The 24,039-nt window shown below is 52.3% G+C and carries 24 protein-coding genes and 2 pseudogenes; 11 read left to right on the top strand and 15 right to left on the bottom strand.

Annotated elements, in window-relative coordinates; genetic code table 11:
- Positions 1-13: 13 nt before the first annotated feature.
- From AB1S56_RS01840 to AB1S56_RS01815, 6 genes and pseudogenes are all read right to left on the bottom strand, one after another.
- A pseudogene (locus AB1S56_RS01840) lies at positions 14-295 on the bottom strand (PhzF family phenazine biosynthesis protein); the annotation flags it as partial.
- A gap of 479 nt (positions 296-774) precedes the next feature.
- The gene (locus AB1S56_RS01835) at positions 775-1,872 is read right to left on the bottom strand and encodes an SPFH domain-containing protein (protein ID WP_340872640.1); all 1,098 of its coding nucleotides are present in this window, start codon (positions 1,870-1,872) and stop codon (positions 775-777) included.
- A gap of 19 nt (positions 1,873-1,891) precedes the next feature.
- Positions 1,892-2,749 (bottom strand): TPM domain-containing protein, encoded by an 858-nt coding sequence (locus tag AB1S56_RS01830; RefSeq protein WP_340872629.1) that lies wholly within the window; start codon positions 2,747-2,749, stop codon positions 1,892-1,894.
- Entirely contained in the window at positions 2,746-3,777 is a 1,032-nt protein-coding gene (locus tag AB1S56_RS01825; RefSeq protein ID WP_340872631.1) for a TFIIB-type zinc ribbon-containing protein, read from the bottom strand. The genes AB1S56_RS01830 and AB1S56_RS01825 overlap by 4 nt, the downstream gene beginning before the upstream one ends.
- A gap of 18 nt (positions 3,778-3,795) precedes the next feature.
- On the bottom strand, positions 3,796-4,455 hold the full coding sequence (locus AB1S56_RS01820) for a PspA/IM30 family protein (RefSeq protein WP_340872632.1): 660 nt from the start codon (positions 4,453-4,455) through the stop codon (positions 3,796-3,798).
- A 101-nt stretch (positions 4,456-4,556) separates the two neighbouring features.
- A complete protein-coding gene (locus AB1S56_RS01815; RefSeq protein ID WP_340872633.1) occupies positions 4,557-4,940 on the bottom strand; it encodes an MmcQ/YjbR family DNA-binding protein in 384 nt (127 codons plus the stop codon).
- 203 nt (positions 4,941-5,143) lie between these two features.
- Between AB1S56_RS01815 and AB1S56_RS01810 the strand changes: the two genes are divergently transcribed.
- The 9 genes and pseudogenes from AB1S56_RS01810 to AB1S56_RS01770 all read left to right on the top strand — a co-directional run bounded on the left by AB1S56_RS01810 (position 5,144) and on the right by AB1S56_RS01770 (position 12,248).
- The gene (locus AB1S56_RS01810) at positions 5,144-5,938 is read left to right on the top strand and encodes a DUF3221 domain-containing protein (RefSeq protein ID WP_340872634.1); all 795 of its coding nucleotides are present in this window, start codon (positions 5,144-5,146) and stop codon (positions 5,936-5,938) included.
- 196 nt (positions 5,939-6,134) lie between these two features.
- On the top strand, positions 6,135-6,596 hold the full coding sequence (locus tag AB1S56_RS01805; protein ID WP_340872636.1) for a DinB family protein: 462 nt from the start codon (positions 6,135-6,137) through the stop codon (positions 6,594-6,596).
- A 695-nt stretch (positions 6,597-7,291) separates the two neighbouring features.
- Positions 7,292-7,486, top strand: a pseudogene (locus AB1S56_RS01800) (HAD hydrolase-like protein); the annotation flags it as partial.
- Between the two features lie 134 nt (positions 7,487-7,620).
- Positions 7,621-8,958 carry an IS1380 family transposase gene (locus AB1S56_RS01795; RefSeq protein ID WP_367903407.1) on the top strand — a complete coding sequence of 446 codons (1,338 nt, stop codon included), beginning with the start codon at positions 7,621-7,623 and terminating at the stop codon, positions 8,956-8,958.
- Positions 8,959-9,165: 207 nt separating this feature from the next.
- On the top strand, positions 9,166-9,612 hold the full coding sequence (locus tag AB1S56_RS01790) for an HAD-IA family hydrolase (protein ID WP_340871732.1): 447 nt from the start codon (positions 9,166-9,168) through the stop codon (positions 9,610-9,612).
- A gap of 500 nt (positions 9,613-10,112) precedes the next feature.
- A complete protein-coding gene (locus AB1S56_RS01785) occupies positions 10,113-10,490 on the top strand; it encodes a hypothetical protein (RefSeq protein ID WP_340871658.1) in 378 nt (125 codons plus the stop codon).
- Between the two features lie 126 nt (positions 10,491-10,616).
- The gene (locus AB1S56_RS01780; protein WP_340871659.1) at positions 10,617-10,907 is read left to right on the top strand and encodes a hypothetical protein; all 291 of its coding nucleotides are present in this window, start codon (positions 10,617-10,619) and stop codon (positions 10,905-10,907) included.
- A 559-nt stretch (positions 10,908-11,466) separates the two neighbouring features.
- Positions 11,467-11,679, top strand: coding sequence for a hypothetical protein (locus tag AB1S56_RS01775; protein ID WP_340871662.1), 213 nt, complete (start codon positions 11,467-11,469; stop codon positions 11,677-11,679).
- A gap of 164 nt (positions 11,680-11,843) precedes the next feature.
- Positions 11,844-12,248 carry a hypothetical protein gene (locus AB1S56_RS01770; RefSeq protein WP_340871663.1) on the top strand — a complete coding sequence of 135 codons (405 nt, stop codon included), beginning with the start codon at positions 11,844-11,846 and terminating at the stop codon, positions 12,246-12,248.
- A gap of 179 nt (positions 12,249-12,427) precedes the next feature.
- Here AB1S56_RS01770 and AB1S56_RS01765 read toward each other — a convergent pair whose 3' ends face one another.
- Positions 12,428-13,120 carry a DUF4956 domain-containing protein gene (locus tag AB1S56_RS01765; protein WP_340871666.1) on the bottom strand — a complete coding sequence of 231 codons (693 nt, stop codon included), beginning with the start codon at positions 13,118-13,120 and terminating at the stop codon, positions 12,428-12,430.
- Positions 13,113-13,871: a polyphosphate polymerase domain-containing protein gene (locus AB1S56_RS01760; RefSeq protein ID WP_340871667.1), complete on the bottom strand. Its 759-nt coding sequence runs from the start codon at positions 13,869-13,871 to the stop codon at positions 13,113-13,115. The genes AB1S56_RS01765 and AB1S56_RS01760 overlap by 8 nt, the downstream gene beginning before the upstream one ends.
- Positions 13,872-14,277: 406 nt before the next feature.
- On the opposite strand from AB1S56_RS01760, the gene AB1S56_RS01755 reads away from it, so the two are divergent.
- Both AB1S56_RS01755 and AB1S56_RS01750 read left to right on the top strand, forming a co-directional pair.
- Positions 14,278-14,955 (top strand): response regulator transcription factor, encoded by a 678-nt coding sequence (locus AB1S56_RS01755; RefSeq protein ID WP_340871668.1) that lies wholly within the window; start codon positions 14,278-14,280, stop codon positions 14,953-14,955.
- 1 nt (position 14,956) lies between these two features.
- Complete coding sequence (locus tag AB1S56_RS01750) at positions 14,957-16,240, top strand: HAMP domain-containing sensor histidine kinase (RefSeq protein WP_340871670.1); 1,284 nt, start codon at positions 14,957-14,959, stop codon at positions 16,238-16,240.
- A 66-nt stretch (positions 16,241-16,306) separates the two neighbouring features.
- Here AB1S56_RS01750 and AB1S56_RS01745 read toward each other — a convergent pair whose 3' ends face one another.
- The 7 genes from AB1S56_RS01745 to AB1S56_RS01715 form a co-directional block, all read right to left on the bottom strand.
- Positions 16,307-17,788 carry a protein adenylyltransferase SelO family protein gene (locus tag AB1S56_RS01745; protein ID WP_340871671.1) on the bottom strand — a complete coding sequence of 494 codons (1,482 nt, stop codon included), beginning with the start codon at positions 17,786-17,788 and terminating at the stop codon, positions 16,307-16,309.
- A gap of 165 nt (positions 17,789-17,953) precedes the next feature.
- Entirely contained in the window at positions 17,954-18,505 is a 552-nt protein-coding gene (gene lepB, locus AB1S56_RS01740) for a signal peptidase I (protein ID WP_340871672.1), read from the bottom strand.
- Positions 18,506-18,598: 93 nt separating this feature from the next.
- The gene (locus tag AB1S56_RS01735) at positions 18,599-19,387 is read right to left on the bottom strand and encodes a hypothetical protein (protein WP_340871674.1); all 789 of its coding nucleotides are present in this window, start codon (positions 19,385-19,387) and stop codon (positions 18,599-18,601) included.
- Between the two features lie 316 nt (positions 19,388-19,703).
- Positions 19,704-20,858: an endospore germination permease gene (locus tag AB1S56_RS01730; RefSeq protein ID WP_340871676.1), complete on the bottom strand. Its 1,155-nt coding sequence runs from the start codon at positions 20,856-20,858 to the stop codon at positions 19,704-19,706.
- A gap of 23 nt (positions 20,859-20,881) precedes the next feature.
- Positions 20,882-21,112: a hypothetical protein gene (locus AB1S56_RS01725; protein WP_340871678.1), complete on the bottom strand. Its 231-nt coding sequence runs from the start codon at positions 21,110-21,112 to the stop codon at positions 20,882-20,884.
- 1 nt (position 21,113) lies between these two features.
- Complete coding sequence (locus AB1S56_RS01720) at positions 21,114-22,322, bottom strand: Ger(x)C family spore germination protein (RefSeq protein ID WP_340871679.1); 1,209 nt, start codon at positions 22,320-22,322, stop codon at positions 21,114-21,116.
- Between the two features lie 16 nt (positions 22,323-22,338).
- The gene (locus tag AB1S56_RS01715; RefSeq protein WP_340871733.1) at positions 22,339-23,904 is read right to left on the bottom strand and encodes a spore germination protein; all 1,566 of its coding nucleotides are present in this window, start codon (positions 23,902-23,904) and stop codon (positions 22,339-22,341) included.
- Positions 23,905-24,039 lie beyond the last annotated feature (135 nt).

Below are 24,039 nucleotides of genomic sequence, written 5' to 3'. Positions count from 1 at the left end.
GTCAGTGTGCAAATTATATGGATACTTCAAGCTCTTTTACATAGACAGCGGTTCCTGTCACATCTATTTCGTCCCCATTTGTTACTCTCACGTACACTCGGCCGTCCCTCCCCAGCTCCTGCCCTTGCTCAATGACCAAGTTCAGTTGAGGTGGTGATGGCTGAATAAACCTGGCATAATACGCTCCCATGACACCTGAGGCAGTGCCTGTAACCGGATCTTCAATAGTACCTGAATACGGCGAGGAGAAATGACGGGCATGCATATGTGCAGCAGAGTCATAAGCGACTCCTCGTGTCGTTGTTGCACAAGCTAACCGCCTCTTTCGGTGCTATAACGACACCTCGTGTCGCTGTTGCACAAGCTAACCGCTCTTTCGGTGCTATAACGACTCCTCGTGTCGCTGTTGCACAAACTAACCGCTCTTTCGGCGCTATAACGACTCCTCGTGTCGCTGTTGCACAAACTAACCGCTCTTTCGGTGCTTTAACGACACCTCGTGTCGTTGTTGCACAAGCTAACCGCCTCTTCGGCGCTATAACGACTCCTCGTGTCGCTGTTGCACAAGCTAACCGCTCTTTCGGTGCTATAACGACACCTCGTGTCGCTGTTGCACAAGCTAACCGCCTCTTCGGCGCTATAACGACTCCTCGTGTCGCTGTTACCCCGCCTTAGGCGGCGCTAGGCGAGTTGAACACCAATAAGCCGATTGCCCGTCCATGCTACAGAGACGCGCACTCGGCCTTCTTCATCCTTGCTACTCCAACTAACCTACTATCCACCTAGCTTATGGCCGCAATTCGGACAGAACTTGCTTCCTTCGTTTTTGGCGCCGCAATTCGGACAGAAGTTGGGCCGTCCGCCGCCGGACGATGAACCGCCGGAGCCCTGGCCCGCTGGCGCCGCCTCTGTTCCCGCTCCTGAACCACCAGACCCAGCGCTTGCACTTGGTCCTGCACCACCAGCCCCTGCTCCACCGCCGCCTGCACTTGCTCCTCCGCCGCTAGCTCCCGCTCCAGCTTGCTTGTCGCGGCTCATCTGGTCCATCATATCCTTGGCGAAGGTCATCCCCATCATCATGCCTGCCGCATCCCCCGCCATTCCGCCGCCCTTCATATTGCCGGAGGCCATCCCTTCGATTAAGGACGCTTCACGGAATCGCTGCATATCTCCGATCATGCCATGGGATGCGGTTTTGTTAATCATCTGCTGAATTTCGGGCGGGTAGTTGAAGCTCATGACCTGGAAGCCTGTAATCGTAATGCCGCTGTCCAGCAGCTCCATGTCCAGATCCTCCTGGATGCCTCGGGCGATATCCGCTGCGCTTGCTTGCAGATTGAACATATCCTTGCCTTCCGTACTGATCCACTTCATAAGCAGCTGATCCAGCACCGATGTAATCCGAAGCTTCACATCCTCAACCAGATAGCTCTCCCTGACGCCCGCAATTTTGTCGATGAATGCTACATAGTCCTTGACCTTGAAGACGAACGTGCCATTGGCGCGAATCGGCAGGCCGCCAGGCAGCTGCGGGGCTGGCAGGAGCACCGGATTTTGTGTCCCCCACCGCACGGTGAACTCCTTCGTATTGACGAACACGACCTCTACGCGCATGCCGCTGTTGAAGCCGAACTTGAACCCCTTCAGCGTCGACAGGAACGGTACGATATCGGAATCCACCGCGTATTCGCCCTCGTCCTGGAAAATCCCCTCGATTCTGCCGTTATGGACGAATATGGCATCTTGCCCGGGACGGATGATCAGCTTGCTGCCCTTCTTGATCTCCCGATTGCCCCATTTCCAGAAGATCATATCGTCGCGGAATTCCTCCCACTCCACTACGTTCGCGAACTGATTCCTGAAGAATACCATCAACCCTCAGCCTCCCCTGTCAAAATGATCCTCTGCTTCCGCTATGCGAATGGCCGCCTGACGTCATGCCTCCGCCTCCGCCGCGTCCACCGCCGCCCGCACCGCCGTTGGAGCGTGGAATACGCTGCTTCGTCACCGTTGTTCGCACATACATGTCCTGCCTCCCGGTCACGCCCGAGGTGGACGCATTCTCGTACGTGCGACGGTGAACGGTTACCTTGCCCCCAGCGCTGGCCGTCAATCGCCAGACCACGAGCCACGCTATTACAGCGGCCACGGCAGCCTGGAACCAGACATTGAACACAATATTGTCCGGATTCACACCCGGCTCGTAGCCCATATACCTGTGCGCCGTCTGGATATAGACCAGAAATGCGCCTTCATAATCGCCGGCGGTCAGCTTCGGCGTCATCCGGCTCCGAATTCGGTCGAGCCTGTTGTCGTCGAGGTATTCCTGCCCCTTGTAGAAGCCCGCCAAATACACTTCTCGATGATACATATCCACCGTCACAACAACCGCATTGCCATGCCTCTTGTCATAACCAAAGCCTTGCTCGTCGTAGAAATCCTGCGTTAGCTTCATCACATCGGCCCCCGCCTCGTTGAGGGTCGTATAGATGACCATATCCGTCTGCCGTTCCGCGCCGTATCGAGACGCCTGCTCCTCCAGCCTGCTCTCCTGCTCCGCATCCAGCAAATCCGCTTGATCGAAGACAAGCTGCTTGGACCTGGAGTCAGACTCGGCTGCATGAAGGGAGGAGATGCCCTGCTCTGTCCCTGTCCATAGCAACGACAGAAGCAACGTAACGATAACGCCCAGAGCCAGCCCCCTGCGACGACCCCTCCCCGCCTTATGTTTGCCGCTAGCCAAGCTCACCAGAATCCACCTCCCATCGACAGCGAAATGCTCTTCATCCCCAGAAGCACAGCGAGGAACACGCCTCCGAACCATAACGCCATCTTGCCTCGGCTGAGGGGCGGCTTGCCGACCACCTTCCCCGTCTGGCCGTTCATTGCGAATGTATAGGTTTTGCCCTTGTAGTCGTATTTGACCATCCAGACCGGCAGCAGCGTATAGTCCGCCCGCTTCACGGAAGCCAGCACATCCTTGCTGCGGTACATCACCGACTGGTAGCCGTCCATCGTGGAGTGGATATAGGATTCGACATAAGACGCAATCTTCTCCTGTGCCCGAGGCAGCAGCTCTCGGTTGGTATAGGTGTATTTTTCAGCCAGATAGCCTGCCAGATAAGGGGTTGCGAACGGCGTCAGCTTCTCATACGGATACGGCTCCAGCTTATCCATCAGCTCGTCATTCATCTTCTCCGACGCGTCCGCAGGCACCTTGAGATAATCCAGCACAATACCGCGATACACGTCAAAATGCTGCGTCTCCGTATACTGGTAATCCCCGTCGCTGTACATTCTCACCCGGGTGGCATTAGCCCGGACCTCAATATCATGATGCAGGTCATAGAGCCAGAACGGGACATATATCCCCTGTATGCTTTGGATTCGGTTGGCTGTCATAAATCCGCCAGGCGTCATCAGTCCGTTCCTGCACCACTTCTTGAACGCCCTCTGCGCTTCTTCCTTGCTGATTGCGAACGGAATGACCTGAACCGGCGCCAGCTTGCCAGCCAGCCGGTCCCCCAACACGACGTTAGACCCGCAGAAGGCGCAGCTCGTGGCCGTCGTCTCCGGCTCCGTTATAATATCAGCTCCGCAATTGCTGCAATGATATTGCTCCGCCTCGCCTTCGGTGAACACGGACTGCTTCTGTGTATCCTTGAAGGGATCAATCTCTTCTCGCCTGCCGCAGCTTTGACAAGCCAGCATGCCGCTCTCGCTGTCGAAGCCCATGGAACCGCCGCAGCTCGGACATTGAAAGGCTATAACCGTCATGCGCTCACCCGCCTGTCGTTATTGTTCATCATCCGCTTTGCCCTGAGACGAATTTGCTCCCCCATGGGGGCGCTCCCGCGACTCGAACAGCTCGTCGATATTCGGGCCCCGGCGCCCTCGAAGCTCCACCAGCGCTTCGGCTTCGTCATATGCGCGCTCCGCCTTCTCCTCCAGCCTCTCCAGCACAGAGTCGCCATGACCCGCCGAAGCGGCGTCCTCCGCCAGCTTCCCGCTGGCCTCCGCTGCAGCAAGCTTGCCTCGCGCGACCGCCGCCCTCGCTTCCAGCTCCGCTAGATCGGAGGCCAGCTTGTTCTCCATCGCCTTCAAGCTCGAAGCGGCCTCCGCCGCCTTCTCCCACGCCTGGCGCAGGCCAGCCTCCCGTTCGGTCTCCCGCTCCAGCATGGCCTGGAAGGACAGCGACTCCTCCATCCGGCCTGCCTCTGCCGTCTTGACCACGTACCTCTGCAGCTTCCGAGCCTCCGCTGTACATGCGTCAAGCGCCCGCTTGGCGCGGCTCTCGTCCGCCAGCGTCTTCGCCGTCTCCGCCTTCACCTGGTTCAGATCGGCCCGCAGCCCGCGCAAATAATTCGCAAGCTCCTCCTCCGCATCGCCGGACCTCTCCAGCATGGACCGGACGCTGCTCGACATGATCTCCTTAAATCGCAACAATAGGCTCATATCCGCCACATACCTCCTCCGCCTAAGCCATATCTGTTCTTATCGTACTTCATTTGCAGGGGAAAGGATGCATATTACGCATCAGCTTTCTGGCTGCCAGCTCATCCCCCTGCTCCTGCCTGCTCGCTCGCCAGTATCTGCTTCACCAAACGCTTCGGCGCAGCGAGCAAATAGGCGGTTCGGACTAAATCCGTTATTTCATCCCAGTCCGGTTCTGCGTCGTTATCGAGCGATACCCAGCCATGCTGGCCGATATAGGGCGTCTTCACATAGCCGCCCTGCTGCAGCAGCACATACTGCTGTTCCTTGTCCGACTTGATGTGCAGTCCAGCAAAGCTATTGCCTTCACTCATCATAATGAACGTCTTTCCCCTAACCTTCATCACGTCTTGGCCAAACCCGTCGACGATCTCTTCCACCTCTGGCAGCGTCGCGCAGATGGCGCGCACCCGCTCCAGCATGTCCAATCCCTTTTTCGACTTCATACGCAGCCAGCTCCTCCGCAGGTACAAGTTCCATTGTCGCTATTATACCATTCTTCCTGTTGTAGGGGAGCAGTTGAAACATCGATCAGGCAACAGACGTTAGTAATAATATAGGAATTGTGAGCAATCCTCTATCGAGGCCATTCAAAGATGAGCGACCGCGTTTAGATGTAGGATTTATCGCCAAATAATGGAGGTGTACAATGAAGAAGCTCGTATGTATGGGGCTGCTGCTCTTCGCCGTTATGATGCTAACAGGGTGCCAGAAGAAGTCCGATACGTTTGAAGGCAGGATCGAGGGATTAACAGATCAAGGCTTGCTTGTAGGCTGCTCCGAGGAAGTCAATCGTGGCGCCCACGCGGCCGAGGATGTAGGGCACATCTGCAGAGTTGAGCTTACAGATGATACCATCATCCAGGATAAGAACGGCGACCCTTTAACTGTAAAGCAGCTGTGGATGGACTCCACTGTCCAGATTGTCATCAACGAGCCCCTTCGTTTTAGAGACTATGTCAATGACAAAGAGCGTCAACCGCTTATCGCTGAGGAGATTACCTTAATGAACGATGAGCCGCTGGCTGAAGGGTTCATTGGTTATTTGACTAAAATGGACGGAGATCGAATACTGGTTGTCTCTTCGGAACCAGAGGAGTTGGGCTCAAATCGCGGCCTGTCCGATTACTACGCCGCCGTGTGGTTTACCATCGATGACCCGCCGCAGCCACTCCAAGCTGGAATGAAGGTGAAAGTACAATTTGACCAGCTGCGGGATTCATACGCGGAGCATATGGACATTTATTTGCACCAAAAGCCAAAAGGAGCCGCTCTAGACGAAGACGAGGCCATTCGCAAAGCGATCGCTACATTCGAGCTGCCCGAGGAGCAGTTTGCGATTGTCACAAATACAGCCTATAACGCCGAGTCCTCCATATGGCTTGTGAGCCTGTTAAGCGCTGACCGTAAAAACCCCATCACTATTGAGGTGAAGGACGAATAGGTTGATCTGTATTAGCGTTGACGGGAGATATTAGCCACTTTAAGACAATGCTGAGGCTCCAAATGAATGTTTCGCAGCCTTTTAAGCTAAAGGGCCCAGATAACTCAAATCTGAGCAATTTAAGAGAAATTACAATAGGAAACAATTGTTACTATTAATGCTGTAAGTGAAATAATTGGAGTTTAGGAGGTATTTCATGAATCATCCAATAAGATTTCAACTGGACATGGCGCGGAGCTGGTCCCTCGATGTCGCTGAATCGTGCCCCATAGAACTTGTTGATGTTCAATTACAGGAGTTCAGTAACACGATCCGTTGGCAGCTTGGACATATCCTCACAGTGGCGGAGCGAATGTTGTTTCAAGTGCCTTTTCCTTCAGGATCGCTTCCTTCTTCATTCACTGGGTGGTTCGATTCGGGATCGAAGCCAAGCGATTGGATTGACACGCCTCCTACTTGGATAGAACTTATTATGCTGTTGAAGATTCAACAAGAACGCTTCCGTGCCATTCCGACCGAGCAGTTCGACGTCCGTCTGGATCCTCCGTTCTTCGGTTTCGCAACCTACGGCGAGTGTGCAGGGTTTGTCATTGTTCATGAATCATTCCACGCAGGGAAGATGGATGAGATGCTTCGTGTAGTTAATCAGAGACTTTGAACACTTTCTCTGATTCAAATAACGGAGAACAATCCCTGAATATAGTTATGTCGGCAGCGGATCAATATCCGCTGTCTTTTCTTTTAACTAATAGCATTTTTTGACCGATTCAAGCTTCAATGCTACGACCCATTCATCGTTCGTTTACCATCCAGCACTGTCGTTGATTTCTCCTCTCCATCAATGATTATGGTTCCCATATGATGCTGTCAATAGTGCTTGATTTTACGCGCTTTCGTAAATCAGATTAAACTAACTGGGAACTGAACTATAGTTCCCTAAGGCAATGATAATGTTGTGTGACTCCTCCGCAGCCCTTATATACTGATGATAGCAACAAGTTCGTCATATGGAAGTTTGCTCGCGGCACGTTAACACGTGAATCGAATACTTTAGTGTCATCATTTATTCCACTTGTTGAGGAGGAGTACGATCCCGAGAGAGATGATTTAAGCTATCGGAGAACGATAGCTCAAGTGACCGCCCTGCCACAGAGGCGGTTTTTCAGATTTATTAGATACCTGCTTGTCTCTCTCTGTCGCAATAAGATTCTTATGCACTTTCTCGTCGTACTGCGACTCATTTCTAAGCGTTAATGGAGAAGGAATTTAAACTAACTGGCAGTTTAACACGATAGAGGAGCTTCATTATGGACTGTCGAATTAATGTATAAAATGAAAATTAGAGGGGTAACTATGAATAAATACAAAGTAATTCTGTTTGACCTAGATGGTACATTGACCGACCCGAAAATTGGTATTACCAAATGCGTACAATATGCCCTGGAGAAAATGGGGATATTGGTATCTGAGCTAGATGAGCTTGAACCCTTTATTGGTCCTCCGCTTCAAGAAACATTTTCGACTGTATATTCTTTCGATGAGGAGCAAACAAAGTCTGCAATTGACCTGAATCCGTGATACAAAGTTTATAAAAACCGAGATATTTAAAGGAAAATGCATCTCTGAAGTCGAAAATTAAAGATAATCGCTTATTATCTACTTTCACCAACGAGGTGCTGAATATGAAGATCCAATTCACCCAATCTAAGGAAATCCTCTTAACAACGCATGCAGGCTTGGCTGCGGTCGGTGCGCTGCTTTCCCATACACAGTTGTCTCAGCGTCTTAATCGCTCAGCCGTTAAAGGAATGGAGAATCCGATCCACGGGAACGGCGAAGTCATGAAAAGCTATCTTGGTCTGCTCTGCCAAGGTAAAAGCGATTTCGACCACATCGAGCCTTTTCGCAAAGATACGGTGTTTCAAACATGCCTAGGTATTCGCAAAGTGCCTTCAAGCCCTACGCTCCGTCAGCGACTGGATGCCGCTGCACAAACAATAGATGCCAATTGGAATGACATTCTGTTGCAGGAATCTGCCGACCTCATCCGAAACCTCAATGCCCCGGTAACTGGACTTGACGCAGGCGAGCATACGGTCATACCGCTGGACATTGACGTTTCGCCGTTCGATAACTCCGGCACGAAAAAAGAAGGTGTCTCCCTCACGTACAAAGGAACATTTGGATATGCCCCCATCTTTGCCTATTTGGGCCGAGAAGGGTATGGCGTAAATCTTCAATTGCGTGAAGGTAGTACACACAGCCAGAAAGATGGTGCTGATTTCCTTCGGGAAACGATTCATTACGCTCGTCGCATTACAAGTGATCGTCTACTCGTCCGTATGGATTCTGCTCACGATAGTCTTGAAAACTTGCAAGTTTGCCACGCGGAGAAAGAGGTTGACTACATCATTAAAGTCAATCTTCGCGGCGCTTCCAAAGAAAGCTGGCTGCGAGTAGCCGAAGACAAAGGGATATCTTGTGAGCAACGCCCTGGGAAGACCACCTACATCGGCGCGATTACATTTCCACAGAAAGACTTCGATTGTAACCTGCGTCAAGTGTTCCAAGTCATCGTGCGTACGATCGATCGGGATGGGCAGGTGCTCATGTTTCCAGATGTGGAAGTGAACGTTTACTGGACATCTCTGACTTGCTCGCCATGGCGTGTCATTGAGCTTTATCGCGATCATGGCACAAGCGAGCAATTTCATAGTGAGCTTAAGACCGATCTAGATTTGGAGCGATTGCCGGCAGGCAAGTTCGATACGAATGAGCTAGTCCTGCACGCTGGCGTATTCGCCTATAACCTGCTTCGCATCATGGGACAAGAAAGCTTACGTCAAGATGATGCACCGATTCGTGGAGGCGTCGGGCGCCGTCGTATCCGAACTGTCATTCAGAACATCATCTACATCGCAGCTAGAGTCAGCCGCCATGCCCGACAAACGTCCTTCAATTTCGGCCGTTACAGTCCATGGTTCCAAACCGTTCGTCGAATCTACCAGGCATTTGCCTGATTATTGTGAATGAAACGCAAGCACAGCCACCAGTCGCCTCCCCCCTGTAAAAAAGGAGGTTTATTTCGCATGCCTTGCTTCCTGTGAAAAGCGCTTCTTGTTTGAATCCGAAGATGGGAATGTTGTAAGATACACAATCTTCTACGCCTGTTTTCCAAAATACGGACTGCCTAGGAGGTAGGGGACCTAAGCTGTCACGGATTCAGGATTGAGTATTACAGGGAAAGATTTAAAGAAAAAGGAATGTTTGAAAATGAAATATATCCTGGGATTGCCGAGCTTCTGATACAACTAAAAGAGCATCAAAAGAAGTTGGTAGTAGCAACATCTAAACCTACTGTTTTCGCCGAAAAAATATTGCAATATTTTAGCATTGATCAATATTTTGAACTTGTTGTAGGTAGTAATCTTGATGGAACAATGACTGCCAAGACAGATATTATTCAGTATATTTTGGACAGGTACAATGACCATGAAAGAGAAGAGTTTATTATGATTGGCGATAGAAAACATGACATAGTTGGAGCAGATAATACAGGTATTAGTTCCATTGGAGTAACATATGGATATGGGTCATTAGACGAAATAATTCAATCTAAGCCAACTTTTATTGTTAATGATGTTGTTGGAATTAGAGATAAATTATTAAGCTAACGAGTACTATAGCTCAATTGACCGCCTTCATAGGCGGTTTTCTTATTGGTGAAAATTCATAAGACACCTGCTCCTCTCTGTCGCAATATGATTCTACAACGATACGGCATGTCGCTGTTGCAGCACTGAACCGCTTTTGCCTTCAACAACTCGTCGCACTGCGCATTAACCTCTATCTCGACTTGTATTAAATTTCTTTCAAAGGCGGTGTTTACATGGGGTTAGTTTGGTGGGTTATTGTTGTTGCAGTGATTATTATTGCAGGCGGATATTTTAGTTCTCGTAAACGTCCTAAATGATAAACTTCGATTTCTGCCGATTTGACTATTCCTCTCTGATGCGCCAGCTCGTCGTACTGCGACTCATTTCTAAGCGTTAATGGGCAAGGAGATTAATCTAACGGGCAGAAAAGCGAAACATCTGTATTAGCGTTGCGCTGACGGGCAGCTTTCAGCAACCATACGTGCATTATTTTCGTTTCACTTATATGGAGGTGAGATATGGCACGGTTATTAGCGGTACTGATATTTCTCACTATAATATTGGTGAGTTGCGGGAACCCTGTTCGTTCATTTGTAGGAGAAGTCAATACCATACAAGATAAAGGTTTTCTTATCGGTTGCTCTGACGCTGCGACCAAAGGGATAAAAGGTAATTTGAATGCTATCGGATACCTTTGTAATGTTCAGTACACTGAAGAGACGATTTTTCGAGAAGTCAACGGTAACTCATTGCATGCAGATGACATATCACTTAGTTCGACCGTTAGCGTTATTTTAGAAAAACCAGTAGACATCAGGAAAAAATATGAACAGAGTAAGAGTGGTCCTTTCATTCTTACAGCAAAGGAGATTGTGTTGATAACTGAGGGACAATGACGTTCAACTATCGGAGCATGATAGTACCACGACCTAACGGCAGCCAGCTCAGCTGCTTTTGTTAGTTCATATAACTGATCTTTAATTCTACAAACTGAAACTCGAAACTTCCGAGGTGAGTTATTAGTGGAGAATAATAAGTATCCTGAAAATTATTTTGAACACTACATTGTTAGTTTTTCTACAACAGGTCAAATTGCAGATGAAGTTGGATTTGAAAAGCTAGCAAGACTATACATTGATATTGAAGGTTTTGACACGTTTTCAGAACTAATAAAAGAAATCAAGTTAATTGAACAGAGTGACGATTGGTCTTACTTCGAGCATGTCATTGAGGATTATGATATTGAAGGATTAGACATAGAAAAACTTAAAGAAATGGCTAACGTTGCGTTTAAGGTACATCAGACTTTTTGAAGTTTCGATAAGGTAACGGAGAACGATAACTCAATTAACTCGCCCTAAGACAGAGACGGTTTTTCAGATTTATAAGATACTTGCTTCGCTCTGTCGCAATAAGATTCAACAGCGACACGACAGATCGTTATTCCCACGAAAGAGTGGCTAGTTAGAGCTATAACGACACGACATGTCGTTGTTGCAGCAATGGAGCCACTTCGGCCTTCAACAGCGACACGACAGATCGTTATTCCCACGAAAGAGTAGCTAGTTAGAGCTATAACGATACGACATGTCGTTGTTGCAGCAATAGAGCCACTTTGGCCTTCAACAGCGACACGACAGATCGTTATGGTCACGAAAGAGTAGCTAGTTAGAGCTACAACGATACGACATGTCGTTGTTGCTGCAATGGAGACACTTTGGCCTTCAACAGCGACACGACAGATCGTTACGGCCACGAAAGAGCAGCTAGTTGGAGCTATAACGACACGGCATGTCGCTGTTGCAGCAACTGAGGCACTTTTGCCTTCAACAACGACACGACAGATCGTTATGGTCACGAAAGAGTAGCTAGTTGAGGCAACAACGACACGGCATGTCGCTGTTGCAGCAATTGAGCCGCTTCGCCCTTCAACAACTCGTCGTACTGCGCATTAACCTCTATCTCGACTTGTGTTACATTTCTTTTAAAGGCGGTGTTTACATGGGGTTAGTTTGGTGGGTTATTGTTGTTGCAGTGATTATTATTGCAGGCGGATATTTTAGTTCTCGTAAACGTCCTAAATGATAAACTTCGATTTCTGCCGATTTGACTATTCCTCTCTGATGCGCCAGCTCGTCGTACTGCGACTCATTTCTAAGCGTTAATGGGCAAGGAGATTAATCTAACGGGCAGAAAAGCGAAACATCTTAACTTTATGCTCGTTTATTTATATATACGGAGGTGGATATATGGAGCTAACAGGACGATTGTTCAAGCTTTTGTTTATGGGCTCTTTAGTAATCTTTGTTCTTAGTGGATGCAATGGTTCAAAGTACGAAGAGGCCATTGAGGATTTGAAACCTCAACACAGTAATTATAAGCTTCATTTGTTTTACCATAATGGCGATACACCTAGTGCCGAGATGAAAGAAATACAATCCTTCGTACATTCTAACCAAGTAATTCTGGATAATGTCACAGAAATGAATGGACACCCTTACAACAAACAACTGAGTAAAACATTAAAAATATTGGATATATCGACATACCCGATGTATGTCCTAATGAATAAGGATGGACTCGTCTATAAATCCCCTTATTTAAGCGAGGTAGAAGCTTTTATTAAAAAAGAACTGAATGTAAGAGACAATTGAGCTTTGGAGAATAATCGTTCAATTGGACTACCTTAACACAGAGGCGGTTATCGTTATTCCCACGAGAGATCAGCTAGTTGAAGTTATAACGAGAGAAGAGACTGACGATGGCCCATCAGTCCCTCTCACCATTTCCCCAGGCACGCCCCCTCTACTGGGAACGCCTCTCCCTGCTCGTCCTAATAATCAGCCGCTGCGGTAGGAACCATGGTCAGGCTCAGGTCCAGGTTGCCGTTGCGGCATCGAATCGCGTCAAGAAACTCCTTCTGATTCGTGTTGTGATCCAGCGTAACGGTGTAGACCAGCTCGTACAAGCTGCCAAGCTCCGTTGTGCGAATTTTTTTGAGCTCGTACGCCACGCCGAAGATCGCGAACACCTCTGCGAACGCTTCCTCGTAGCCCAGGCTTTCCGGAATTGTCACCTTCAGCAGCTTCTGCGTAGACTTTCTTGCGCCGAAATTCATTTTGCTCAGGATGAACATCAGAGCACACAGAATAATGGTGAACAGCACGGCATAGCCGAAGGCGCCGACGCCGCAAGCCAAGCCGGCCGCCATCGTGAACAGCACATACGCGATATCCTTGGGATCGCCTGGCGCGCTTCGGAATCGGATGATGGAGAAGGCGCCCGCAAGGCTGAACGCCCTGGCGATATTGCTGCCGATCAGGAGAATAATAATAGCGACGATGGTGGGCAGAATGACCATGGTTAAGGTGAAATTTTGCGAATAGCCCGCCGGGTTTGTCTTCATATAAGTGAAGCTAATAATGCCTCCCAGCGCAATAGCGATCAGGATGGTCATAATCGCGCTGCTCAGCGTCATGGTCGTCTCGGCGGTCGAAGGATTGAATAGGGATTGGAAATCAAACATAGCTTACACGCTCTCTTTCTGCAAATGGTATGGACATCCCGGCGTGCCTGACCGTCTTCTTAAATTCATTGCCGTACTTGGAGAAGCTGGTGCGAAACAAGCCATGCTCCGACAGCAGCCTCGAGAGCCACAGCGGGACAGTGTTCTCTGCCTTCACTTCCAGCAGCCACTTGTTGGAGGGGTCCAGCAGCTCGCCATGATCCCCAAGCTCCAGCCCCAGATCGTGGCGGCGATGGCGGATGTTCGTATCGAAGGTGATGCGCAGGTCCCGGCTCTCCTTGCTGAACAATGCCTTGCGCTCGTAAGCGAGATATACCTTCGGCTCAAGCTTGTAGCGGCTGAGGAAATATTTGATCTCCTCCATCACCTGCTTGTTCATATACGGCTGGAATGCCGGCTCAACGCCGCTTCCTACAAACGCATAGGCCTCGTGCAGCTTCAGACCCGTCCTCCGTTTGTTGACCAGGCCGAACACCTTCTTCTTCATCTCCAGGTACACCTTGGCATCAGCGCCCGGCACGCCGTAGGATCTCAGCCGCAGCTTCTCCTTGTACTTGGGCTTCGACAGGCTTGTACGGATTAACGAATCATTCGGCGTATCGAAATAAAGGTTGCTGATCGTATAAAATTCATGCTGCTTGTTGTACTCGTCAAGCTCCATATAATCAAGCAGGTCGCTGTAGAATCGAAGGTAAGCGTCGTGGTCCAGCAAATATTTGTTTTCGTACCGGTTGAACACCTCAATTGCCATCTCTCCATCATCCCTTTCCGTAGTTCGCTGTGGCCGCGTCTCTTGCCATGTCTGTATCTTAGACCCCCAACCTTTAATGAATCTTAAAGAGGTTGTTCAAAAAGCCCACTTTTGATCACGAAGCCAATCAGGAAGCATACTCGGCATCGAATATCGAATTCAGCCGGAACTTCCGGTGCTCACGTAGCTCCACTACGCTCCGCTCCTCACTTCCTAGCTTCATCCGATCTTCTCGGTGCTGAAAACTGGACTTTTTGAACACGCACTTAAATGGATTTACAATTTCTCAAAACAAAATGGCCGCCTCCCCGGCTCATGAAGTTAAGGTTGGTTAAAGGTTCGATTGCTATAATGAAGTCATGACCAGCTCAGAGCACGCTACAAAAAAGTAAAGGATGAATCCCTTATGCGAATCCTAATCGCGGAAGATGAAATACATTTGGCCGAGGCCTTATCCCAATTGTTGAAAAAGCAGCATTACTCCGTCGATGTCGTGCATGACGGCCGCTCCGCTTACGATTACGCACTCAGCGGCATCTACGATCTGCTGCTGCTCGACGTCATGATGCCGGAGATGGACGGCTTCGCCGTCCTGCGCAAGCTGCGAGGCGACGCGATCGCGACGCCGGTCATTCTGCTGACGGCCAAGGGCGATACGATGGACAAGGTAACCGGACTCGATTACGGCGCGGACGACTATGTCGCCAAGCCCTTCCAGGTTGAGGAGCTGCTGGCCCGCATTCGGGCCGCGCTGAGGCGCAAGGGAGAGGTTGTGCCGGAGGACGCCGTATCGTTCGGCGATATCGAGCTGAACACGACGCAGCTCAAGCTGACCGTGAAGGGCAAGGAGCTGAAGCTGAACCTGAAGGAATGCGAGCTGCTGGAGCTGCTTGTCACGCGCAAGCTCGCCGTAACGTCCAAGGAGCAAATGATCGAGAAGCTATGGGGCTTCGATTCCAATGCGGAGTATAACAATGTGGAGGTGTACATCTCGTTCCTGCGGAAAAAGCTGACCTTCCTGCAATCTGCGGTCAGAATTGCGACAATACGAGGCGTGGGGTACGTGCTGGAGGTGACGGAGTAGCATGTTCCAACGATTGAAACACCGGTTTCTGCTGCTGAACCTGATCACAATTACCGTCATGATGCTGGGGGCGTTCGCGGCCATCTATGCCATTACCTATCGTGACGTCCAGCGCGACATCCATATGGAGCTTCGTCAAATTCAGGATTTTTATTGGAAGCAGCAAAGCGGCGACGGACCAAGACGCTTCGGACCGAACGATGGCCAGCCGATGGCAGAGCCAGGAGAGCCGCCGCTCGATATGGGCGCAGACGGCTGGAGGCCGGAGCGCTCCGTCTCCTTCATGCTGAAGACGGACAGCTCGGGCCGCTTGACCGGCACCGATTCCCACTTCAATATGGAGGAGGCCTTCTACCTGGAAGCGCTGGAGAAGGCGCTGGACGCGGGCAAGTCCACCGGCCAGCTCAAGCTGGACGGCAACGACTGGGCATTCTCCGCGTTGACCACCTCGGCGGGCAGCCTGCTCGTCTTCGTGGACGTCACCGCCCAGCAAGGCATCCTGACGAACCTGATCTATACATTCGGAGCTGTTGCTCTGGCGATGCTTGTCGTGATTTATTTGATCAGCCGCTATTTCGCCAGCCGTTATATCGCGCCGGTCAAGGAGGCGTTCGAGAAGCAGAAGCAGTTCATAGCGGACGCCTCGCATGAGCTGAAGACGCCGCTCGCCATTATTCAGACAAACGCGGATGTGCTGCTCGCGAACCGTGAGGACACGATTGCGAATCAAGCCAAGTGGCTGCATGTCATCAAGCAGGAGACGAACCGGATGGCTAAGCTCACGGGAGATCTGCTCTATCTGACCGAGATGGAGCATACACGGTCCGCCGTCCTGTATGCCGAATTCGACCTCAGCGACGCTGTCGAGACGATCATGCTCACGATGGAAGCCGTCATCTACGAGAAGGAGCTGCGCCTGAGCTACGACATCGAGCCCGGCCTGACTGCGCACGGCAGCAGCGAGCAGATGATGCAGGTCATTATGATTCTGCTGGACAACGCCATCAAGTACACGGAGCCTCACGGGTCGATTGAGATCGCTCTGAAGAAGCAGCAGCATGATGTGGTGCTCACGGTAGCCAATACGGGAGATGGCATCGCGCCAGAGCATCTGCACCGAATATTCGACCGATTCTATCGGACGGATCCATCGCGCTCCAGGGGACAAGGCGGCCATGGTCTGGGGCTGGCTATCGCCAAATCGATTGTCGAGCAGCATGGCGGCAAGCTGTATGCCAGGAGCGAGCCCGGCAAGCTGACCACCTTCTATCTGCATCTAAGCTGAGCCATAGAAAGCCAAAAACCCTTGTGAGCCTCTAAGTGCTCGCAAGGGTTATCGGACCTTCTTGTCCTAGGTTCCGCAATAAGTCTGATACGGGCTGTCGCTCGCTGCAGGGGGCTCGGCATAGGCCTCCTGCTCCGGAGAGTAGGCGTAGGGATCGGCAAGCACGCTCAGCAGCCTCTCCATCACGGCGTAATCGCTGCGTTCCGCCGCAGCCGCCAGCGCTTCCTCTACGCGGTGATTGCGCGGAATAACGGCCGGATTGCTTCTCCTCATCAGCTCCCGGGAGGCGGCTTCCGTCTCCTTCTGCCGGCTAAGCCTGCCCTGCCACTTCTCCAGCCACTGCCCGAACGCCGGTACTTCTCCCATCCCCGTCGCAGCGGGCTGGCCAAGCGTCAACGCTCGGAACGTATTCGTATAATCCGCGCAATGCTCCTCCATCAGCTTCAGCAGCTCCTGAATCAGCGCTTCGTCCTCCGGTTCTTCGCCGAAGAGGCCGAGCTTGGCCCGCATACCGGAGAGATAATGGCTCTGGAAGTGGCCATTGAACTCCGACAGCACCGCTTCCGCCAGCTTCACCGCCTGCTCGTCGTCCTCGTGAAGCAACGGCAGCAGCGACTCTGCGAGCCGCGCCAGATTCCATACGCCGATACGAGGCTGATTGCGATACGCGTATCGGCCGTTCGCATCAATGGAGCTGAATACCGTCGCAGGGTCATACGTATCCATGAAGGCGCACGGACCATAATCGATCGTCTCGCCGCTGATCGTCATATTATCCGTGTTCATGACGCCATGGATGAAGCCCACTAGCTGCCACCTCGCGATGAGCGCCGCCTGGCGCTTCAGCACTTCCCGAAGCAGATAGACGTAACGGTTCTCCTCCGGGCCAGGACCGGGCCCTCCGTAATGCCGTTCGATGGCATACTCCGCCAGCAATCGCAGCTCCTCAGCCGTGCCTGCGCCAGCGGCATATTGGAACGTGCCAACGCGCAGATGGCTGGCCGCCACTCGCGTCAGCACAGCGCCTTGCAGCATATCCTCGCGGTATACGGGCTCGCCAGTGGAGGCCACAGCAAGGCTGCGCGTGGTGGGGATGCCGAGACCGTGCATCGCCTCGCTAATGATGTATTCCCGCAGCATCGGTCCAAGCGCCGCTCGTCCGTCTCCGCCTCGGGAATATGGCGTTCTGCCGGAGCCCTTCAGCTGCACGTCGAGACGCCCTCCATCCGGCGTTAGCTGCTCGCCGAGCAGCAGCGCCCGGCCATCGCCCAGCATAGTGAAGTGTCCGAATTGATGCCCCGCGTACGCTTGCGCCAGCGGCTCGGCTCCTCCCGGCACGCGGTTGCCCGCGAAGACATCCACCGCCTCCTGCCCGCGCAGCGCATCCGGGTTCAGCCCCATAGCGCTCGCCAGCTTGTCGTTCAAGATCACCAGCTCCGGCTCCGATACTGGAGACGGACCCAGCTTGGAATAGAACAGGGAAGGCAGCTTTCCATAGCTGCTCTCCAGCCTCCACCCTGCCTCAAGCTTTATATTCTCATCTATCATCTTATTCCCTCCCACTCCCATGATCATCCATGACGGTTAGCTTGGTTAGTTTTTGCGCCCTTTTGTTTATTATACCCTTTTGCAGCGCCAGGAACGAGAACAGCAAGTGGCCCCGTCTTGTATGGCATACAAGACGGGGCCACTTGCTGATTGCACATCGATCATTTAATTCAAATCCAGAGGCTTGGCGATGCCATGCATGGGCCACAGGGAAGCCGCCACATAACCCTTCACGTCGCCAATTGCGATAGGGCCGAGAGAAGGGCTGCGGCTGTCGAGGCTCTCGCCTAACGTGCGATTGTCACCCACAACGAACAACTGACCCGCTCCTACAGTCAGCTCCTCCATATCCTCGGACTTGCCATAGGTGTAAAGCTCCACCAGCTGCTCGCCGTTCACGAATGTAACGCCATCGACAATAGCCACCGTATCCCCTTCGACCGCAATGACCCGCTTCACAATCTTGTAGCCAAGACTCTCCTCCTCGACCACTACAACATCCCCGTACTTCGGCTTGTCGACGAACAACGACGCTTTGTTGATCAGCAGAATATCGCCGTGTTGAAGCGTAGGCTCCATCGATTGTCCCGAGACGCGCATAAGCCCAGTCAGGTTATTGACGATCAGATAGACAAGGGCCAGCACAAGCAGGAATCGAATCCATCCCCATAGCTCGCTTTTTTTCCTGACGACCGTTGATGATGCTTGCTCTGTCATTCTCCGTTGTCACCATCCTCTTGTTAAAACCGATAAGAGAGGTCCCGCAAGAGGACCTCTACTATGGTATATATCGTTATAGGTTTGGAGCGATTAGTTAGGGGCAACAACCAGACCGTCAATGCCGTCAACGATGCTGTCCAGCTCGCTCAGGCTCGCCTTCAGCAGCTCGTCGCCTTTTTGTTTAATGTCCTTCTCCGCTTGCGCTACGCCCTTGTTAGCCAGAGTTTGCAGCTGTGCCTGCAGAGCTGCCAGCTTGGAATCCAGGTGAGCCTTCACTTCGTTTGTTGCTTCTGTCTGCTCGCCTGCCAGCAGAGCCTTCAGCTCAGCCTGTGTGCTTGCGATTTCTTGCTCCAGAACGGCTTTCTGAGTTGCCGTATTTTCGTTAACGCCTGTAGTCAGCTGGCCTTGGTACCAGTTGTTGTGGTTACGGATGGCGTTGTTGATCGACGTCTCGTTCGCTGCGCCCGTCTTGGCCACTTCACCGTTCGTTGTCCCGTTGGTTTCACTTACGAAACGGTTGTATTCACCCGGCATAGCGCCAGTAATGGCAGCTTGCTTGCTGTTGATTTGACCCACGTATTTCTCAACCTGAGCGTTAATGGACTCATTGGTGCTTGCCAGCTCCGCGCGGCCCGCGTCTCTAACGTCCTCACGAGCATTTTTGGTGATGCCTTCCACTGCCTTCTTGTGATCAGCCTGCTTCTCAGCCTGGTAGCTTGCGAAATCGCCGGAGATGATCTCCTTCACCGTATTGGATGCGTTCAGATACCAGCCCTGAAGCTGCGAGCCCGCGTCTGTCGCCGCGAATACTGTACCCATGGATGCTACCATACCTACTGCTACTACGCCTGCTGCTACCTTCACTTTTACCTTCTTCATGTTCTCTCGATCTCCTTTGAATGGTTGTATTGGGGTCTGCTTGTACTGCTCTCTCATGCTGAGCTCAGCAGGTGGTTATCGTTGCGAATGTGCTGTGCGCTTGCTTCGTTAATGCAATTATATATCGCCCGGAAGTCCGGGACGTCCGTCATCAGTGTGATTTTGGACTCACCTTTGGAGGGGGGAGCATGGTATACCTTAGTAGCACGGCTTACTAGCAAGAATAACCCCATCTACCTCGTCCTAATGACTCGTCGTTATCCTTTGGAGCAAAGCCTTCGCCCTTACAGCAACTTGCAAAAAACCGGGAGCTCTCTCAGCTCCCGGCCTCCGCCTGCTCTTGATTCGATCCCGCCCCCTGCTCCTGGGCGCTGCCCTTGTTACGCCTGCGCGAGGCTGCCAGCGACGCCAGAAGCAGCACAAGCGGCAGCACTAAGCCGAACACCATCGCGTAGGATGTCCAGATCTTCGAGGCGAACTCTCTGAAATATACGATATTGGGGTACACAACAAGCGATAAGATGACCATAATCATGCCAAGCGGCAGCACGAGCGGACGGTAGCTGGCTGTCCTGAACACCTGGGCGATGGACAAGGCGGAGGCGTAGAAGCACACGGTCAGCTTGAAAAAAATCGTCATAAACCAAATAATCGCCATCATGACCTCAATCCGCTGCAGAAACTCTCCAAGCTGAATTTTTTTGGCCAAGGTGTAGCTGGGGAAGGCATGCCTCGCGGTAAACTCCCAGCCCAGCACCGTGATGCTAAGGGCGCTAATTAGAATCAGTATGCCTCCACCAAGCAGGCTGCCCGCCAGCAAGGCGCTCCCCGCCTTATGCCTATGATTGACGTATGGAAGGATCATCAGGAAGACCACAAGCTCCAGATACGGAATGCTCAGTATGGAGAAGCTTCCGTAGATAATCCTATTGAACCCGTTCTCGAACAGTGGCGCCAGGCGATACGACTCCATCTGCGGGACAATGAACACCATCAGGACCAGGATAAGGCCACATATCCATGGCAAAAAAATCTCCGCGGTGCGCCCGATCACCTCAAGCCCCAGTCTCGCTCCCATCATGATAATAAGAAGAAACAGGATATGGATGGCTTGAATTGGCGTATCCGGCATGACAATCGTCGTAATAAAGTCGCCAATGTTGCGCAGGACGAGTGTAGCCAGCAGGAAAAAAAACTGAACATACAGCAGTCCCACCAGCTTGCCGGCCCACACGCCGAGCACCTCCTCGCAGCATTCGATCAGCGTCTTGTCGGGATGCCGCTTGCCGATGGCGATATAGAGCCATACAACCAGGGAGCCCAGTCCCGCTCCTATAATAGCCGATATCCAGCCGTCCTGCTTGGCGACGGAAGCGAGCGCGGTAGGCACAATCAGAATCGCGCTTCCCAGGCTGAACAGCATCACAAGTATGGTCATTTGGATGAGACTGATTTTGCCTTTTTCCAGCATGGGCCCCCGCCTCCTCTGCAGTACTAGATGAATATACTCTTCATAAGCTCGCTCACTGGACCGAATATGACCGTCAATGCGTCGAGCGGGTTCGGAATATCCAGCTCCAGACTTTCCATGACCCCAAGCGCGATGCCGATCAGGAGCAGCGTGGAAAACAACCCTATATCCACCCTCCGCTTATTGCGAAGCAGATCCGGCAGCTCCTGGGCGGCAATCAGCAAGCCAACGATGATGACAACTATCGTCCACATGTTAATCCTTCAGCTCCTTGATAAAGGACTGTACGACGGTACCCGTTCGCCGAAGCTCCGTCTCAACGGTGACGTCCACCTTCAGATCGGGGAATTCATCCTCCCAATCCTTCTGCAGCTCCCTCCACGCTCGAGAGTCGGCCCGGTGAACCGCGTTGCCGAAGCCGAATATATCCGATCGGAAGGCCTTGGCCTTCTTGACGGACGCTTCAATCGTACCCCGAACCTCCTCGTTCACCGCTTCCTCCAGCCAAGCGATGGAGTCCGTCTTCTCCAGATCGATGCCGCACACAACCTCCCCCACATTGCCCTCAAGCTTCACCGCAACCTCAACAGCAGGCTGTCCCCCAGACACACTGCCCCTCACCTTGGGCTTGATGCGGTTGAGCTCGATCGCAATGTCGCCGCCGTCAGGGCAAGACGCTCGTACAACTGTATTTTTGACATGGCCCAGGACGTAGCTGTAGCCCTTGCTCTCCTTGGTGCTTAAGTAGCCCACCAGCTTATCCTGCCGGAAGACGGCCAGCCCGTTAAAGCGCTGGAACGCGGCAGGCGTCAGCGTCTCGAGGTTTTTTTTGGTCTTAGCCGTTCCGGCGTTGCCAACGATCTGAATGCTGGTCAGAGCGGGCTCCTTGCCTTTGCTTACAATGTCGAAGATCAGCTCGTGCAGATCAACGGTTGATGTCACGCCCCAATTCTGCTCCGAGGTTTCCAGCGCTTCGAACAGCTTGTTGGACGGAATTTTCTCCAGCGGCGTCAACACCTGCAGCACATCGGCGGCTGTAGCACCTTTTGCAACAAGAATATAGAAATCCGTTCGAAACTCATGATCCCGCGACAGGAAATCCAGCACATCGGCAATGCCTTCCTTGGCAAGCTGCTCGCCAATCACAAGGACACGGATGTGTGAGGCGTAAATTTTGCGAGGCGTCATCGTCGTCATCGCCCGCACCGATTCGAAGATCGTGTGCCCCCCGATCAGCTGCTGGGTCACAACCGGCATGCGCTGCCCGCCCCCGCCCTTCCCGCTGGCAATTTCACCTGCATTAATAATTTGAACCGCCACCTCATAGCCATCGCCCTTCTTATCGAAGCCGAGTGCGGACGCTATCGACATATCGTTCAGCTCTCTTCTGTTCCAGCAGCTGGTCAGCAGCAGAAGCATCGCCATAAGAGCTATACACAGCTTGACGTATCGTATCTTGTTCACCTGCCCGGCCTTCCCGCTAGTTATTAGGGTTATTCTCCCTGTTGCGTTGCTGCCTCGTAGTGTTCGTCTGGCTAATTAATCTCGGTCGAGTCGTCAGCATCCAGTGAGGAAGCCGCCAAATGTTATCCTTCTGATCCTCCATAATGAACGGCGCGAATGGCGCCATGTAAGGCACCCCGAACGAGCGCAGGCTGCACAAGTGCAGCACCATAGCAATCAATCCCACCATAATGCCGAATAATCCGAACGTCGCCGCCAGCAGCATCAGCACGAACCGAATCATCCGAATGGAGATGCCCATATTGAAGGAGGGGATAACAAAATTAGATATGGCTGTCATTGACACGATAATGACCATTGCCGGACCGACAAGCCCCGCCTCAACGGCTGACTGTCCAATGACAAGCGCTCCAACAATAGATACGGCTTGTCCGATTGCCCTCGGCATGCGAATGCCCGCCTCTCGCAATATTTCGAAGGTAACCTCCATGAGGAGAGCTTCGACCAATGCCGGGAACGGAATGCCCTCCCGCTGCGCCACTACCCTGATGAGCAGCGGGGTCGGAATCATCTCCTGGTGAAAGGTGGTGACCGCAATATACGCGGCTGGCGCCAGCAGCGAGATGAACAGGGCGATATACCGAAGCAAGCGAATGATGGTGCCGATATCGGCGCGCTGATAATAATCCTCCGAGGACTGCAGGAAGTGGGTGAACAGGGCGGGCACCAGCAGGACGAACGGCGTGCCATCCACGATAATAGCTACGCGCCCTTCGATTAATCCCGCCGCCACCTCATCCGGTCGTTCCGTGTTGTAGACTGTAGGGAACGGCGTATACGTCTCATCCTGAATGAGCTCTTCGATATAGCCGCTCTCCAGAATGGCGTCGATGTCGATCCGATCCAGCCGGGAACGCACCTCATCGATCACCTTGTCGGTTGCGATGCCCTTCATGTAGACCATCACGACGTCGGTTTTGGTCACGCGACCAATCTGCTTCATCTCCATCCACAGATTGGGATCCTTGATCTTCCGCCGAAGCAGCACCGTATTCGTGCGCAGCGTCTCGGAGAAGCCGTCGCGCGGGCCGCGAATCAGCTGCTGGCTGGAAGGCTCGTTGACGCCTCGATCCTCCCAGTCCCTTGTGCTGGCGAGCACGCCTTCTTCGCAGCCGTCCACGAGCAGCGCCGTATCGCCGGACAATACAGCGTGCATCAACGTTTCGTAATCCGATACGTCCTTAATATCGCCAACGGTCAGAATGGTCTGCTTCAGCTTCTGCAGATATGCCCCCTGCCCCGGGACTTCTCCCTCCATTGCCGGTTCCGCTTCCGTCTCCTTGCCCGACGCGAGCAGCGATTCCAGCATATCGGTAATGTTCGCCAGCCCTTCTGTATAGACCAGCGCGGCCTCCACCCGCTCGTTCCCACGATGCAGCGAAATGACGCGAATAATAATATCGGGGCTGTTGCCGATCAGCTCTCGAATGACGGGGAGGCTGTCGGCTAGCCGGGCATGAAGCTCCTGCCTAGCGGGCGGCGTGGATGGCTGCGCTCTCTTAGGAGAGCCGCCGCCGGCCATTATCTTCTGGATGGATCGAAATAATGAGCTCAACGCTTCGCCTCCATTCGACAATATCTCTTAGCATTCTATCCAAATAGCTCCAATACCATCCTCATGATGTCGAAAGCTCCAATTCGCAGTGCACAGGAAAAA

The organism is Paenibacillus sp. PL2-23 (genome assembly GCF_040834005.1).
Classification (GTDB): Bacteria; Bacillota; Bacilli; order Paenibacillales; family Paenibacillaceae; genus Pristimantibacillus.
Note: the sequence above shows the minus strand (reverse complement) of the source record. Positions and strands in the feature narration are given on the sequence as shown.